Genomic DNA, 15,502 nt, shown 5'->3' on the forward strand with positions numbered 1-15,502 from the left:
ATGAGCGACCAAGCCACCGAACGCATCTTTCAAGACGACATCATTCGCCAACTGGTGGCCAACGGCTGGTTGCTCGGCTCGCCAGACAAGTACGACCGCGAATTGGCCCTGTACCCCGAAGACGCGCTCGGCTTTGTGCAAGAGACTCAAGACGCGCAGTGGCAAAAGTTTTGCGCCAACCACCCCAAGGATGCGGAGCAGAAGTTTTTGCAACTGGTTGCCGCGCAACTGGGCAAGGCCGACCCTAATGCCACGCACAAAGACAGCCGCACCTTTGGCACGCTGGGCGTGCTGCGCCACGAGCTGCGCGACCGCAATGCGCGATTGTCGCTGTGCCAGTTCAAGCCCGAGCACGACCTGAACCCTGACACACTGGCCCGCTACGCCCAAAACCGCCTGCGTGTGGTGCCGGAGCTGGTCTACAGCCCTTGGGCGACTGACGCTCACCTGCTTGAGACAGGAACCAAGGCTAAGGCGTGGCGTATTGACCTGGTGTTGTTTGTGAATGGCGTGCCGGTGGCCACGCTGGAGCTGAAAAGCGAATTTAAGCAGGCGGTGGACCGCGCCATTCGGCAATACAAGACCACGCGCCTGCCTGTCGACCCGGTGGCCAAAAAAGCGGAGCCGCTGCTGACCTTCAAGCGCGGTGCGCTGGTGCACTTTGCAGTGAGCCAGTACGAGGTGCACATGGCCACACGGCTGGAGGGGGAGGGCACCTACTTTCTGCCCTTTAACAAAGGCACACACGACGGCGGCGCGGGCAATGCTGTGCCGTATGACATCAACCGCTACGCCACGGATTACCTGTGGAATGAGGTGCTGCTGCCGGACAACCTGCTCAACATCCTGGCCCGCTTTGTGCACCTGCAGATTGAGGACAAGGAAGACTGGGAAGGCCGCAAGTACAAGAAGGAAAGCCTGATCTTTCCGCGCTACCACCAGTGGGACGTGGTGGGCAAGCTGCTCGCAGCGGCGCGCAGCGAGGGGCCGGGGCAGAAGTACCTGATTCAGCACAGCGCGGGTTCGGGCAAGTCCAACTCGATTGCCTGGGTGGCGCATCAGCTCTCGTCGCTGTACAAGGCCGATGGCAAAAAGCAATTTGACTCGGTCATTGTGGTGACCGATCGCACTGTGCTGGACGCGCAGTTGCAAGACACGATCTACCAGTTTGAGCACACCGATGGCGTGGTGGGGCGCATCAACAACAAGGAAGGCGACGGCTCCAAGTCCGAGAAGCTGGCGGGCGCATTGGAGTCGGCCCAGCCCATCATCATCGTCACCATTCAGACCTTTCCCCATGTGCTGAAGGCGATTGAAAACAGCGTGAGCTTGAAGGAGCGCTGCTACGCCATCATTGCCGACGAGGCGCATTCGTCGCAAAGCGGCTCGACGGCGCGGCAGCTCAAAGAGGTGCTGATGAAGGAAGCAGGGGACGATGCTGAGGAGCTGGACAGCGACGACATCATTGCGGCCACGGTGGCTGCGCGCCGCGCATCTGGCAACCTGAGCTACTTTGCCTTTACCGCCACGCCCAAGCCCAAGACGCTGGAACTGTTTGGCCGCGTGCCGCGCCCGGACGAGGTGGCCTCAAGCACCAACAAGCCAGCGGCGTTTCATGTGTACAGCATGCGCCAGGCGATTGAGGAGGGCTTCATCCTTGATGTGCTGAAGAACTACACCAACTACAAGGTGGCCTACAAGCTGGCCCTGAAGGTGCAAGATGCCGACGCGGAAGTGGAAAGCAAGCGGGCCAAGGTGAAGCTGAACCAATGGGTGCGCCTGCACGACCACAACATTGCCCAGAAGGTGATGGTGATCGTGGAGCACTTCAAGGACAACGTGATGGGCTTGCTGGGTGGGCAGGCCAAGGCCATGGTGGTCACCAGCTCGCGCAAGGAGGCGGTGCGCTACAAGCAGTGTTTTGACAAGTACATCGCAGACAAGGGCTACCAGAAGATTCGCGCCATGGTGGCGTTTTCGGGTGAGGTGCTGTTCACCGACAAAGACCCGAGTTCGGCAGGTGAGATCACGGCGGGCCTGATCGGCGAGAAGTTCACCGAAAGCAATATGAACCCGAACCTCAAGGGCCGCGATATGCGCAAGGCTTTTGATTCGGACGACTACCAGGTGATGATCGTCGCCAACAAATTCCAGACCGGGTTTGACCAACCCAAGCTGTGCGCCATGTATGTGGACAAGAAGCTGGCCGGGGTGGAGTGCGTGCAAACGCTGTCGCGCCTGAACCGCACTTACCCGAACAAGGCCGAGACGGGCACCTTTGTGTTGGACTTCTTCAATGAGCCGGATGAGATTCTGGAAGCGTTTCAGCCGTATTTCCAGACGGCTGAGCTGCTGGATGTGTCAGACCCGAACCTGATCTTTGCGCTGCAAGACAAGCTGCGTGCCGCTGGCATTTTTACTTGGCAGGAAGTGGAGCAGTTCTGCACCGCGTTTTATGTGAAGAACAAGAGCAACGCGGCGATTGCCAACATCTGCAAGCCGGCGGTGCAACGCTGGCAGTTGCGCTACAAATCGGCGGTAGAGGCTTTCAGACTAGCCAAGGAGATGTTTGAGCGCACCCTGAAGACGGGCGATGCAGTGCTGATCGCCAATGCGGAGAAAAGCCTGAAGGAATGCCAGAAGGAAAAAGACGCGCTCGAAATCTTCAAGAAAGACCTGGGCACCTTTGTGCGCTTTTATGAGTTCATGTCGCAGATCGTGGATTACGACGACACCGATCTGGAAAAGCTCAGCCTGTACGCCCGCAACCTGCGGCCCATGCTGCGCGAAACCTTGCTGGACGAAGACGACATCGACCTGGGCAATGTGGTGCTCAGCCACTACCGCGTGGCCAAGATGCGCCAGCAAGATTTGGTACTTCAAGAAAATAGCCAGAACCACAAGCTGGAGCCGGGCGAAGGACTGGGAACGGCCAAGCCGCAGGACAAGAAGGAAGAGTTTTTGTCGCAGATCATCAACCGCCTGAATGAGGTGTTTGTGACCGACCAGCTCACCGACAAGGACATGGTGAACTACGCCTACACGATCCGCGACAAGGTGGGCGAGAACATCTTGGTGATGAAGCAGATCGAAAACAACTCAGCCGAGCAGGCCCTGCTGGGTGACTTCTCGAAGGCCATTGACGACGCCATCCTTGACAGCAGCGAGGCCCACCAGAACCAGATGATGCAGCTACTGGCCGACCCCAGCAAAGCCGCCAACTTTGCGCGGATTGTGTTTGATCTGCTGGTGCAGGGGCAGGGTGGGGGGCGTTGAGGCCAGATGAAGCTTTAACTGGCCTTGGTGGACCAGGGCGAAGGCCAGCCCGACATGTCTTTAAAAATTCAAATTTGTGCTGAGCTGAGGTTTTTGGGGCCAAATTCAGAATATGCTTGTGCAAACTTTTTTCTCATATATTTTCACTTGCAACACGTTAAAGCTGCCTCGCATTGAGAGCCCTATCCAGATGATTCGCGGCTTGCGCGTCATGCTGGATGTGGGCCTGGCTGCGCTGTATGGGGCGCAAATTGCGAACACCTTCAAAATCTGACCGATCCACCGGAGCGGCCCATCCAGGGTCACGACAAGTGAGGGCAGTGGATTTGGGAAGAGGTTGCAGGCATAGAGCACTACGCAGCTTTATTCGCTCAATTGGAAAACACATTGCTGATTAGACAAACAGGGAGCTCACATGGAAATGATTCGGGTTAATTCAGCAGCTATCGTGGCTATCGGATATGACGAAAACAGCATGCGAATGAAGATTACTTTTCAACAAGGGCACACATACGACTTTTGTCGAGTCCCAAAGCACATCTTTGAGGGATTCCTCCGTGCTTCGTCCAAGAGGGTGTACGGCATTTTGTGTAAACGGGGCTGAGATCAGTCATTGGGCATCCTGCCTTCGAACTGAATGGTAAACCGGGTCAATGCGGCTTTCCAATCTCTGAGCGGCATCGTCCACTTCTTGCTGATGTTGTTCAGCGCCAGGTAGAACAATTTCAGCAATGCCTCATCGCTGGGGAACGAGCCCCGGCTCTTGGTCACCTTGCGCAGACTCATGTTCACCGACTCGATGGCGTTGGTCGTGTAAATGATCCGCCGAATCTCTGGAGGATATTCAAAGAACGGCACGATCCGCTCCCAGTTGCTGCACCACGATTTCACAATGGTCGGGTAGTCAGCGCCCCATTTTTCTTCGAATTCCTGCAGCCGCAGCACGGCATCATCCGCAGTTGCGCTGCTGTAGATGGTCTTCAGGTCTGCGGCCACCACTTTGCGCATCTTCCAGCTCACATAGTTCAGGCTGTGGCGCACCATGTGCACCAGACACAGCTGCACCGCCGTTTGCGGATATACAGCCTCTATTGCCTCGGGAAAGCCCTTCAAGCCATCCACGCAGGCGATGAAGATGTCAGCCACGCCCCGGTTCTTGAGCTCCGTGACCACCTGCAGCCAGAACTTGGCCCCTTCGGTCTGGGCAATCCACAGCCCCAGGATTTCCTTCTCGCCCGCCATGTTGATGCCCAAGGCCAGATATGAGGGTGTCCTAAATTTTGTGTAAACGGTCAAATGGCAGGAAACTGCCGAACATCCAGAAAGATGAACCATGACCGTCAGCAACGAATTGATCGACCAGCTGCTCGCTGGCTATAAAAAACCTGAAGACCTCATCGGCGAGAACGGCCTGCTCAAGCAGCTGACCAAGCGCCTTGTGGAGCGCGCTTTGGAAGCCGAGATGACCGAGCACTTGGGTCACACCAAGAATGCCAGCGTGGCCAATACCGCTGGCAATGCCCGCAACGGCAAAAGCAAAAAGACCCTCAAAGGCGACTTTGGCGAGCTGCCCATTGATATCCCCCGTGATCGCCACGCCAGCTTTGAGCCGCAGATCGTGCCCAAGCACCAGACGCGCTGGACGGGTTTTGATGACAAGATTTTGTCCCTGTATGCCCGAGGCATGACGGTACGTGAGATTCAGGGGCATCTCCAGGAAATGTATGGCACCGAGGTGTCGCCCACGCTGATCTCATCGTTTCATGGCCCTCATCGGTGTTTTGCTTTTAAGCGCTGACTGGGGTAACTGATGGTTGTACAGAGCCACGTAACGCATGAGCGTTTGCTCCAAATCTTCACCGCTGGTGAATCGGTGTGTCTTGAGCACGTCAGCGATACGCCCGTTGAAGCGCTCGACCATGCCATTGGTGCGCGGCGTGCGTGGTTTGGTCAGGCGGTGTTCAATGTTCAAGGCTTGGCACAGTTGATCAAACTCATGGTTGCCCGTGGCCTGGCGCTCACGGCTGGCAAACAACCTGTCAGTGAACTCCTTGCCGTTGTCGGTCAGAATTTTCTGCATCTTGATCGGGCACGCCTTGTGCAGGGCATTGAGAAACGCTCGGGCTGCCGCTGCCGTCTTGTGGCTCTTGATCTGCACAAACACCCAGCGTGTGGCGCGGTCGATGGCCACAAACAGATAGCGCCTGCTGGTCTCGTCGGGCATCTGGGGCAGGTATTTGACATCGATGTGGATGAACCCCGGCTCATAGCTTTTGAAGGCTTTATGAGGCTCAGTGGGCTCTTTGGGCCTGAGCGCGTTGAGGTTGCCAACGCCGTGGCGACGCAAGCAACGGTCCAGACCCGAGCGTGTGGCCTGGGGGCAAAGAAACTCGCGGGTGACGGCCAGCAGATCATCCAGGGGCAACAGCAGCGTCTTTCTGAGTTCGACCACGATCTGTTCTTGCGCCGGTGTGAGCGTGGTTTGAAGCTTGTGCGGGGTGTGGGACGCGTCATGAAAGCTGTCTCGACCCTTCCACTTGTAAACAGTGCCTTCACTCACGCCGAAGCGCAACGCCAAAGTGGCAGCAGTCTCCGTGCTGGCCGCCATCTCCGCACGGGTGGCGGGCGTAGTACGTGCGTTTTTGTGCAAGGCTATCATCATGACAAGGCTCCCGGGTGGACTGCTGAGGTGACGCAAAGATTGTCTATCAACTGCCGCATGACCTCTCTGGCCATGAACAGCGGATACCGTTTTGAGTCGTTACGGATGCCGTCATGGACGAGGTCAAGGCTTGGCAGGCGCGTCCACTGGATGCGCTGTACCCGATCGTTTACCTGGACTGCATCCACGTCAAAACCCGTGACTCAGGCGTGGTGCGCAACAAGGCCGTATATCTGGCCTTGGGCATCAACATGGCTGGCGAGAAGGAAATCCTGGGGCTGTGGATTGCCCAGACCGAAGGGGCCAAGTTCTGGCTGCAGGTGGTCACGGAGCTCAAGAACCGGGGCGTGGCTGACATCTTCATCGCCTGCGTGGATGGCTTGAAGGGCTTTCCCGAGGCAATAGAGGCTGTATATCCGCAAACGGCGGTGCAGCTGTGTCTGGTGCACATGGTGCGCCACAGCCTGAACTATGTGAGCTGGAAGATGCGCAAAGTGGTGGCCGCAGACCTGAAGACCATCTACAGCAGCGCAACTGCGGATGATGCCGTGCTGCGGCTGCAGGAATTCGAAGAAAAATGGGGCGCTGACTACCCGACCATTGTGAAATCGTGGTGCAGCAACTGGGAGCGGATCGTGCCGTTCTTTGAATATCCTCCAGAGATTCGGCGGATCATTTACACGACCAACGCCATCGAGTCGGTGAACATGAGTCTGCGCAAGGTGACCAAGAGCCGGGGCTCGTTCCCCAGCGATGAGGCATTGCTGAAATTGTTCTACCTGGCGCTGAACAACATCAGCAAGAAGTGGACGATGCCGCTCAGAGATTGGAAAGCCGCATTGACCCGGTTTACCATTCAGTTCGAAGGCAGGATGCCCAATGACTGATCTCAGCCCCGTTTACACAAAATGCCGTACACCCTCGGCTTTGGGACTCGTGCTTGGCTTGTCTTGAGCGTCCCGTTGCAAGTGCTCCAGCGCCTGACGCACCAGTGTGGTTTTGCCCACTTGGCGAGATCGCTCTGGCCATCGAAATGGGCGCAGACGCGGTGGACATCGGCAAAATCATTCACCCACACCCCACGCTGTTTGATCCCATCGGCATGGCGGCAGAAGTGGTGCACGGCAGCTGCACGGACTTGCCGCCGGGCAAGAGGTAAACGCTTCGCGCTGCAAATAAAGAAGCCGTCAACCCGCGAGGGTTGGCGGCTTTGAACTTATTCTTCTTGTGCTTTGGACTGACCCATTAAAACAAGCGGGGGTCAAACTTAAAAGGATAGCGCTCAATTTTGAGCAATATCCTGCGGTAATCGGGGTGCGCTGGGTTGATCAACAGATTCATCTCTGACGGTTCGATGAAGGAGGGCACCCAGAGCCCCAGGCTGATCATGGATTCAAGCCAGTCCAAACCAAACCCTTGCGTTGCTGCCTCGTTGCTTTGCCAGTCGGCGGGCAGACCTAAATGATTTGCGGCCATAAGGAGGCTGTCATCTGGAATTTGCAGTTGCATCAAGGCTTGGTTTTTCGGATGGGCACCGTTGCTGTGAACGCGTTTTTCGAGCTGACACAGCGCACGGTTAGACGCTGCATAGACCACTTGCTGCGCACCTTTGACATGCCAGCGGCCATTGCCCAAGGTCCACCCGAAACCCAGATTGGCAAGAATGGCGGAGGAGGGCAGTGAGGGGTTTTCGCAAAATCCAATTCGCCAGACCGTGGTCAAACGACACCGCCGTATCGGATGGCAATCAGGATGTCTTTCACGCGCTGTGCACCGTAACTGGTTTTGGCCAACTCCAGAGGGCTATCGCCATCCAGCATGGGGTGAGGGCGGCGCAGCCAAGCTGAGGCTTCGTCTTCCGTCTCAAAGGTGTCGGTGGCCATTTGCCCAAGTTCCAGTAAACGCAAGACGCTTTCAGCCGAATGGATGGGCAACAGTTGCCCTTTGGCAGCTCGGCGGTTGGCGGTGCTGCGGTCCAGATCAAGATACTCCGCAATCACCCCTTTACCTAGCCCCAGATAATCGCCCAGCGGCCCAATGGCTTGACTGGAAATGCCGCGCTTGAGGAGCTTGCAGGCCCCAGCGCTGGAAAGGCTGGCCAGACGTGTGCCCACCATCACGCGTGTGGTCGCTTGTGGCGAATCGTCTTGTTCAGGAGCATCCAGCAAGGCCCAAAGGGTCGAAAGAGCAGCGCGTCGACTTGTGGTGTTGGTTGAGAGGGTTGATGATTTCATGGTGCAATTACATCATGATGGTGAAGCAATTGCAACAATTTGAAGTTCGCCGAGAGGGCTTTGGGAGCCCAAGGATCAGGTTGTCAGGTCTGCTTGTTCGCGCGATTGGCGCTCATCCGGGATGCGACAGCTAGAAGCGATAGTTCCCCTGCACCCACAAACGGGGCGACTTGTCCCGGTCAGAGGTTGGTGCTGCGCTGCTGCCGCGCCAGGCCAGGGTGGCGCTCACGCTGAAAGCGTCAAACACCGCTGTCAGCCCAACGCCATAGCCTGAAAGTCGGCGTTGGTTATTGCCCGCAATAAAAGACTGGCGGTTGATGTCCACACCACCCGCGTCGTAAAACAGCGACCCCTGCCAGGCAGACATCAAGGCGTAGCGCAGTTCCAGGCTGGCTTGCCAGCCTTGGTCGCCCGCCGCCTCGCCCAGCGGGTAAGCGCGTATGCCATTGATCCCGCCCAAGACAAATTTTTCTGACGAGTCCAGGTTCTTGCTGGCGCCCTGGGCCGACACGGAGCCATACACACTGAAATCAGGCGCAAGTCGCTGCTTGCGTGCAATATTGGCAGACCATTTGACAAAGCCTCCCGCCGTGCGGGCTGACAAACCGTCTGCAGCCAACGCCGCCGGGCTGTCAATTGACAAACGACCCAGCGTTGGGTTGATGCGCCATGTCGTCAGCCCGCCGCCGCCCCAGGCGTCTTGTCGCTCACCCGACAGATCTAGCACCAACGCGTTGGCGCTCTTTCTGACAGACGAAGCGATGGCATCGATGTTGTCGCGGATCTGGCGTTTTTCTAAACTACCGCCCACGCGCACGCTTGCGTCGGTGGCCAGTAGCAGCGGGTAGGTTGCATAAACAGCTGCGGTACTGGCTCTGCCGCTAGCCTGAAGCGATGCAAACTCTTGCGCCAGCTTGTAGCTTGCGGTGCTGGCAAACACCCCCAAGCGCAACCCGTCACTGCCCACCGCCGCGTCCCAAGCCGCGCGGCCAAGCAGCAGGCCCTCGTTGCTGGTGGTGGCGCGAAGGCTCAGGCGATCCGCCAAACCAAAGCGGTTGTTCAGCGCCAATTGGCCCGACAAACGGGTTGCGCCCGTAAAGCGGTTACCCACATTGTCCAGGCTCACGCCGCCTTCTACCGCCTTGCCGGGTGCCACCGTGATCAGCAAGTCCGAGCTGCCCAAAATGTCGCCGGGCCTTAACTGGCCGTCCACCTTGCCCGCGCCGGGTAGCTGGCCAAGCAGCAGCAGTGCGCGGTTGGTGGCCTCGGTACGTATCGGTTGGCCCGCAGGCAGGGCATCGACGATGGATTGCACCTGCTCGGGCGGCAGGCCAGACTTGTCGTCCAGCATTTTTTTGCCCAGCGTACCTTCCATCACGCCAAGGGTTGCCACGCCGCCGCGAATGTCTTGCGCGGGCACAAAGCCGCGCGCCACCGTATAGCCGCGTTGCCGGTAGTAGCGGCTGATACGCAGGGCGGCTGCCTCCAGGTCATCCAGGCTGCGGTTGGGGCCTGGCAAATCGCTGACCACCGTGGCTAGCTGCTCCGCGGTAAAAGCGGCATTGCCAGTGATCGACACCCGGGTGACCTCAAACCGTATGTCACTGTTGACGTTGGCTGTGGGTTGCTCGTCCACACGCAGCACCGGCGCTGTTGGCTGTGCGGGCGGCACGGGCAGGGGCTGGTTTTCGCGCAGCACCTGCCCAGCGTCGGGTCGGGTCTGGGCGGCTGCCGGTGCGCATGCATACCAGGCTGCAAGCACGAGGGTTGTCGCCAGCAGCCCTGTGGCCAATCGATCAGCAATCATCGGCGGTCGGTTCTTGTGCAGCGCGACCGACAACCTCATCTGCATTGCATGAGTTAAGTTGCCTGGCCACCCAGCCGTCGTACACCTTGGTTTGTGCATTGGCTGTGATGGCGACTGTAGGTTGTTGCGCAAACACATAGCGGTTGCCGCTGGCAATGGTTGCTGGCGCGTTGCCCGCGTGGGTTGCGTTCCACACCGCGTTGTTGCCAGATGCCAGGCCGCCAAAGGTGTTGCCCGCTGGTGCGTTTGAATACACCAGCCAGCGGCCATTGGCAGCAGTCAGTGCGTTGCTGCCTGCGTTGTTGACAAAGGTGTTGCCCGACAGCACAAGGGCATCGCCGGGCGCAGTAGAGGTGATGGTGCCACCGGCATTGAGCGTCATGCGGTTACCCGCCAGCAAGTTCAGCTTGCCTGCCACATTGACGGCGGAGTTGACGGTGATGTCGTTGGTGGCCTGCAGCGTGACGGTGGTGCCTGCCCCTGCAGCGTTTGCCAGCAAGGCTGGGTTGACGTTGGCTGTGCCGCTGCTGGCATTGATCATCTCAGCAGCACTGGCCGGGTCCGCCACCAACCAGACAGCCCCGCGCTGGCCGTCAAAGTTCGGGCTGCGCACCACATAGTTGCCGTTGGTCAGGGCGGTGATGCCGCCGCTGCCCACCTGGTCATTGGCCCTGCTGCCCACCAGGGAGTTGGCTGCCGATACCACCCCACTGACGCCCGCCGTGCCGCTGCCCCAGGTCACTGCACCTGCATTAGCGTTTGTGCCGTTGCCCCAAGCAGAGCTGCTCACCACATAGTTGCCGTTGCTCAGGGCGGTGATGCCGCCGCTGCCCACATTGTCATCTCTCTTGCTGCCCACCAGGGAGTTGGCTGCCGATACCGCCCCGCTGATGCCCGCCGTGCCGCTGCCCCAGGTCACTGCACCTGCATCAGCAGCAGCTGCTGCGGTGTTGTCCCAAGAAGAGCTGCGCACCACATAGTTGCCGTTGCTCAGGGCGGTGATGCCGCCGCTGCCGACGCCGCCCACCTGGTCATCGACCTTGCTGCCCACCAGGGAGTTGGTTGCCGAGACCGCCCCCATGGTGCCCCCTGTGCCGTTGCCCCAGGTCACTGCACCTGCACGGGTGGCTGCGCCGTTGTTCCAAAGTCTGCTGCGCACCACATAATTGCCGTTGCTCAGGGCGGTGATGCCGTCGTTCCCCACGCGGTCTTCGGCCGTGCTGCCCACCAGGGAGTTGGTTGCCGATACCGCCCCACTGATGCCCGCCGTGCCGCTGCCCCAGGTCACTGCACCTGCATTAGCGTTTTCGCCGTTGCGCCAATTAGAGCTGCGCACCACATAATTGCCGTTGCTCAGGGCGGTGATGCCGTCGTTCCCCACGCGGTCTTCGGCCGTGCTGCCCACCAGGGAGTTGGTTGCCGATACCTCCCCGCTGACGCCCCCTGTGCCGTTGCCCCAGGTCACTGCACCTAGATTAAACACTCCGACGCCCTGTGCCCAATTAGAGCTGCGCACCACATAGTTGCCGTTGCTCAGGGCGGTGATGCCGCCGCCGCCCACCTGGTCACTGTCCTTGCTGCCCACCAGGGAGTTGGTTGCCGATACCGCCCCACTGATGCCCGTTGTGCCGTTGCCCCAGGTCACTGCACCTGCATTAGCGATTGGGCCTTTGTCCCAAGAAGAGCTGCTCACCACATAGTTGCCGTTGCTCAGGGCGGTGATGCCGCCGTTGCCCACCTGGTCATCGACCTTGCTGCCCACCAGGGAGTTGGCTGCCGATACCACCCCGCTGACGCCCGCTGTGCCGCTGCCCCAGGTCACTGCACCTGCACGGGTGGTGGCTGGGCCGTTGCGCCAATTAGAGCTGCGCACCACATAGTTGCCGTTGGTCAGGGCGGTGATGCCGCCGCTGCCCACCTGGTCACTGGTCCTGCTGCCCACCAGGGAGTTGGTTGCCGATACCGCCCCTATGGTGCCCCCTGTGCCACTGCCCCAGGTCACTGCACCTGCATTACCGATTGTGCGGTTGTCCCAAGAAGAGCTGCTCACCACATAGTTGCCGTTGCTCAGGGCGGTGATGCCGCCGCTGCCCACCGAGTCACTGGCCGTGCTGCCCACCAGGGAGTTGGTTGCCGATACCGCCCCGCTGACGCCCGTTGTGCCGCTGCCCCAGGTCACTGCACCTGCATTACCGATTGCGCCGTTGCCCCAACTAGAGCTGCTCACCACATAGTTGCCGTTGCTCAGGGCGGTGATGCCGCCGCTGCCCACCTGGTCACTGGTCCTGCTGCCCACCAGGGAGTTGGTTGCCGATACCGCCCCACTGATGCCCGTTGTGCCGCTGCCCCAGGTCACTGCACCTGCGCCGTTGCGCCAATTAGAGCTGCGCACCACATAGTTGCCGTTGCTCAGGGCGGTGATGCCGCCGCTGCCCACCGAGTCACTGGCCGTGCTGCCCACCAGGGAGTTGGCTGCCGATACCGCCCCGCTGATGCCCGCCGTGCCGCTGCCCCAGGTCACTGCACCTGCATCAGTAGCTGTTGCGGTGTTGTCCCAAAGGTTGCTGCTCACCACATAGTTGCCGTTGCTCAGGGCGGTGATGCCGCCGCTACCCACCTGGTCGTTGGCAGTGCTGCCGTAGAGTGCCGAGATGAGTGCGCCTGTCGTACCGTGATAAAGATATGCTGCGCCCGATTTGCTTGCGCCGAAGTTGTCCTGTGAAGATGTCACCACCATGTTGCCGTTGGTCAGCTGTGTTGCGCCGCTGCTTCCATGCTGATCGCCTGCCGTTGGCGTCGGGTCGGCCAAATCAAGGTAAAAATATGTGGGCGCTACCGCATCAATGACGATGTTGGTGGGGTCATACAAAATCTGCCCGCCCGCGCCGACCTCGGTTGTGCCGCCCAGGTTTAAGGTGTCTTTTGATGAAATCTCAATGAAACCCTGGTCACCGGCCTTGGCCTTGCCAAAGTAATGGGTCGCGTCGTCTGACCAGACCACGATTTGCCCGCGCTGGCCGTCGGCCCTGAGCGATGTGGCCCCGCTGACGGTGACTGTTTGGGCGTTGGTCATGTCGGTGTCCAGCCCATGCGCCCCGCCGCCAACGCGGATGCTGCCTGCGGTGCCGCCAGCGCTGGTAGCTGATGCGTCTAAAGAAGCTGCCGAAAGCGTGATGGACGGGCCTGCCACCGTGATGTTGCCGCCAGCTGCTGTGCTGGTGCCGCCGCTTGCGTCTAACGTGCCCGACAAATACGTGTGCTGGCCGCCGTCCAGCCGGATGTCACCGCCCTCAGCGCGAATGCGTGCGTCTTGCGTTTGCACCAGGGCGTAGCTGGCGCCCAGGTTGACGCTGTTGGCTTCAATAGCACCTGCCTGCAGCACGCTGCGGGCCTGCCCCTGAACCGTTCCGGCTTTCAGCGTGCCCGTGTTGGTCACGATGCCCGCGCTGCTGTCGCCCACCAGGCGAATCACGCCATCTTCTGCCCGCACGCCGCGCGCTTCAATGATGCCGCTGTTGTTGACCACCGCGCTGACCAGCCGGTCAGCGGCTTGCGCTGTCATCAGTACCTTGCCCCCTTCAGCTTGAATCAGGTGGCTGTTTTGCGCCAGCGCGCTGACCGCACCCTGGTGTACCGTCAGGCCCAGCAAGCTGCCGTTGTTGAGGTTCAAGGTCACATCGCTGCCAGCTGCCAGCGCAACGTGGCCCATTCGGGCCTGAATCACGCCTTCATTTTTTGCCTGTGTGGCCAGCAAGGCGACATAACCGCCGTCGCCAGCGGTGATGCGGCCCTGATTCGTCACTGCCGCAGTGCTGGAGCCGCTGAAGCGGTGGTTGCCCGCCATCAAGTCGTCGTTGGACATGCCAAGGGTTGAAGCCACCATGCCGCCAACATTGACTTGCGCCGTGCTGCCAAACAACACGCCGTTGGGGTTGAGCAGGAAAACCTGTCCATTGGACGTCAGCCGCCCCATGATTTGGGATGCGTCTTGTCCCAGGACGCGGTTCAGCGCAATGGCACTGGCTGCAGGTTGGTTGAAGCTGACCGCCGCTTGATTGCCGATGTTAAAACTTTGCCAGTCGATGGCCACTTTGGCGGTGTCCTGATGAACCGTCATCGTTGTGCCTGCTGCCTGAATGCGTGCCTGCCCTGCACTGAGCTGGCCACCCGATGGCAGCTCCCCAGGCGCCAGAGCCAGGGCATTCAAGGCCAGTGACAACCCGGCGACAACTGCTGCGCATCGAACCGTGCTGGAGGCTTTTACATGCCCACGGCAAATTTCAGATGCGGCAATCCAGCCAGCAAGGCGAACGCTCCAGACGAGACGATAGGTCCGGTTCATGACTTCTCCGCAGTTCGAGCGAGACGAGTATACATAAGCTATATGTCATATGTCATATGCCTCTTGTCGCATCCCGGATGATTGCATTGACTCAAAACGGTATCCGCTGTTCATGGCCAGAGAGGTCATGCGGCAGTTGATAGACAATCTTTGCGTCACCTCAGCAGTCCACCCGGGAGCCTTGTCATGATGATTGCCTTGCACAAAAACGCACGTACTACGCCCGCCACCCGTGCGGAGATGGCGGCCAGCACGGAGACTGCTGCCACTTTGGCGTTGCGCTTCGGCGTGAGTGAAGGCACTGTTTACAAGTGGAAGGGTCGAGACAGCTTTCATGACGCGTCCCACACCCCGCACAAGCTTCAAACCACGCTCACACCGGCGCAAGAACAGATCGTGGTCGAACTCAGAAAGACGCTGCTGTTGCCCCTGGATGATTTGTTGGCCGTCACCCGCGAGTTTCTTTGCCCCCAGGCCACACGCTCGGGTCTGGACCGTTGCTTGCGTCGCCACGGCGTTGGCAACCTCAACGCGCTCAGGCCCAAAGAGCCCACTGAGCCTCATAAAGCCTTCAAAAGCTATGAGCCGGGGTTCATCCACATCGATGTCAAATACCTGCCCCAGATGCCCGACGAGACCAGCAGGCGCTATCTGTTTGTGGCCATCGACCGCGCCACACGCTGGGTGTTTGTGCAGATCAAGAGCCACAAGACGGCAGCGGCAGCCCGAGCGTTTCTCAATGCCCTGCACAAGGCGTGCCCGATCAAGATGCAGAAAATTCTGACCGACAACGGCAAGGAGTTCACTGACAGGTTGTTTGCCAGCCGTGAGCGCCAGGCCACGGGCAACCATGAGTTTGATCAACTGTGCCAAGCCTTGAACATTGAACACCGCCTGACCAAACCACGCACGCCGCGCACCAATGGCATGGTCGAGCGCTTCAACGGGCGTATCGCTGACGTGCTCAAGACACACCGATTCACCAGCGGTGAAGATTTGGAGCAAACGCTCATGCGTTACGTGGCTCTGTACAACCATCAGTTACCCCAGTCAGCGCTTAAAAGCAAAACACCGATGAGGGCCATGAAAGACTGGTACGCTTCTCATCCTCATTTGTTTATAAAACGGCCTTACGATTATCCGGGATGCGACACTGGTCATGGTTTCCCCTGATTCGCTGG

At 59.3% G+C, this 15,502-nt stretch carries 10 protein-coding genes and 3 pseudogenes; 7 read left to right on the plus strand and 6 right to left on the minus strand.

All coding sequences use genetic code 11. The features are described 5' to 3' along the window. From HEQ17_RS05425 to HEQ17_RS05435, 3 genes are all read left to right on the plus strand, one after another. Entirely contained in the window at positions 1-3,276 is a 3,276-nt protein-coding gene (locus HEQ17_RS05425) for a DEAD/DEAH box helicase family protein (protein ID WP_296291797.1), read from the plus strand. Positions 3,277-3,394: 118 nt separating this feature from the next. Continuing rightward, positions 3,395-3,550, plus strand: coding sequence for a hypothetical protein (locus tag HEQ17_RS05430; protein WP_296291798.1), 156 nt, complete (start codon positions 3,395-3,397; stop codon positions 3,548-3,550). 147 nt (positions 3,551-3,697) lie between these two features. Then, positions 3,698-3,880 (plus strand): KTSC domain-containing protein, encoded by a 183-nt coding sequence (locus HEQ17_RS05435; RefSeq protein ID WP_296293681.1) that lies wholly within the window; start codon positions 3,698-3,700, stop codon positions 3,878-3,880. Positions 3,881-3,882: 2 nt separating this feature from the next. Here HEQ17_RS05435 and HEQ17_RS05440 read toward each other — a convergent pair. Further along, positions 3,883-4,539: pseudogene (locus HEQ17_RS05440) on the minus strand (IS256 family transposase); the annotation flags it as partial. Between the two features lie 70 nt (positions 4,540-4,609). On the opposite strand from HEQ17_RS05440, the pseudogene HEQ17_RS05445 reads away from it, so the two are divergent. Then, positions 4,610-5,035, plus strand: a pseudogene (locus HEQ17_RS05445) (transposase); the annotation flags it as partial. Here the strand turns inward: HEQ17_RS05445 and HEQ17_RS05450 are convergent. Next, complete coding sequence (locus HEQ17_RS05450; RefSeq protein ID WP_296291799.1) at positions 5,030-5,938, minus strand: IS481 family transposase; 909 nt, start codon at positions 5,936-5,938, stop codon at positions 5,030-5,032. The pseudogene HEQ17_RS05445 and the gene HEQ17_RS05450 sit on opposite strands and share 6 nt — an antisense overlap. 98 nt (positions 5,939-6,036) lie before the next feature. Here HEQ17_RS05450 and HEQ17_RS05455 point away from each other — a divergent pair. Both HEQ17_RS05455 and HEQ17_RS05460 read left to right on the plus strand, forming a co-directional pair. Beyond that, positions 6,037-6,825: pseudogene (locus tag HEQ17_RS05455) on the plus strand (IS256 family transposase); the annotation flags it as partial. A gap of 104 nt (positions 6,826-6,929) precedes the next feature. After that, positions 6,930-7,097, plus strand: a complete 168-nt coding sequence (locus tag HEQ17_RS05460) for a hypothetical protein (RefSeq protein ID WP_296293778.1) — start codon at positions 6,930-6,932, stop codon at positions 7,095-7,097. Positions 7,098-7,183: 86 nt separating this feature from the next. Here HEQ17_RS05460 and HEQ17_RS05465 read toward each other — a convergent pair whose 3' ends face one another. The 4 genes from HEQ17_RS05465 to HEQ17_RS05480 all read right to left on the minus strand — a co-directional run bounded on the left by HEQ17_RS05465 (position 7,184) and on the right by HEQ17_RS05480 (position 14,321). Then, positions 7,184-7,660, minus strand: a complete 477-nt coding sequence (locus HEQ17_RS05465) for an RES family NAD+ phosphorylase (RefSeq protein ID WP_296291800.1) — start codon at positions 7,658-7,660, stop codon at positions 7,184-7,186. Next, the gene (locus HEQ17_RS05470; protein ID WP_296291801.1) at positions 7,657-8,172 is read right to left on the minus strand and encodes an antitoxin Xre/MbcA/ParS toxin-binding domain-containing protein; all 516 of its coding nucleotides are present in this window, start codon (positions 8,170-8,172) and stop codon (positions 7,657-7,659) included. Before HEQ17_RS05470 ends, HEQ17_RS05465 begins: the two co-directional genes overlap by 4 nt. 130 nt (positions 8,173-8,302) lie before the next feature. Then, positions 8,303-9,979 (minus strand): ShlB/FhaC/HecB family hemolysin secretion/activation protein, encoded by a 1,677-nt coding sequence (locus tag HEQ17_RS05475; RefSeq protein WP_296291802.1) that lies wholly within the window; start codon positions 9,977-9,979, stop codon positions 8,303-8,305. Next, positions 9,969-14,321, minus strand: coding sequence for a filamentous hemagglutinin N-terminal domain-containing protein (locus HEQ17_RS05480; RefSeq protein WP_296291803.1), 4,353 nt, complete (start codon positions 14,319-14,321; stop codon positions 9,969-9,971). Before HEQ17_RS05480 ends, HEQ17_RS05475 begins: the two co-directional genes overlap by 11 nt. Before the next feature lie 186 nt (positions 14,322-14,507). Here HEQ17_RS05480 and HEQ17_RS05485 point away from each other — a divergent pair, with 186 nt between their 5' ends. Further along, positions 14,508-15,494 carry an IS481 family transposase gene (locus HEQ17_RS05485; RefSeq protein WP_296291804.1) on the plus strand — a complete coding sequence of 329 codons (987 nt, stop codon included), beginning with the start codon at positions 14,508-14,510 and terminating at the stop codon, positions 15,492-15,494. Positions 15,495-15,502: the final 8 nt, after the last annotated feature.

Origin of the sequence: Limnohabitans sp. (genome assembly GCF_023910625.1) — a bacterium.
GTDB lineage: Bacteria > Pseudomonadota > Gammaproteobacteria > Burkholderiales > Burkholderiaceae_C > Limnohabitans_A.

Excerpts from the sequence above, each read along its gene's own strand:
- HEQ17_RS05425 (WP_296291797.1), top strand. The coding sequence starts at position 1 with ATGAGCGACCAAGCCACCGAACGCATCTTTCAAGACGACATCATTCGC.
- HEQ17_RS05435 (WP_296293681.1), top strand. The coding sequence starts at position 3,698 with ATGATTCGGGTTAATTCAGCAGCTATCGTGGCTATCGGATATGACGAA.
- HEQ17_RS05450 (WP_296291799.1), bottom strand. The coding sequence starts at position 5,938 with ATGATGATAGCCTTGCACAAAAACGCACGTACTACGCCCGCCACCCGT.
- HEQ17_RS05470 (WP_296291801.1), bottom strand. The coding sequence starts at position 8,172 with ATGAAATCATCAACCCTCTCAACCAACACCACAAGTCGACGCGCTGCT.
- HEQ17_RS05475 (WP_296291802.1), bottom strand. The coding sequence starts at position 9,979 with ATGATTGCTGATCGATTGGCCACAGGGCTGCTGGCGACAACCCTCGTG.
- HEQ17_RS05480 (WP_296291803.1), bottom strand. The coding sequence starts at position 14,321 with ATGAACCGGACCTATCGTCTCGTCTGGAGCGTTCGCCTTGCTGGCTGG.
- HEQ17_RS05485 (WP_296291804.1), top strand. The coding sequence starts at position 14,508 with ATGATGATTGCCTTGCACAAAAACGCACGTACTACGCCCGCCACCCGT.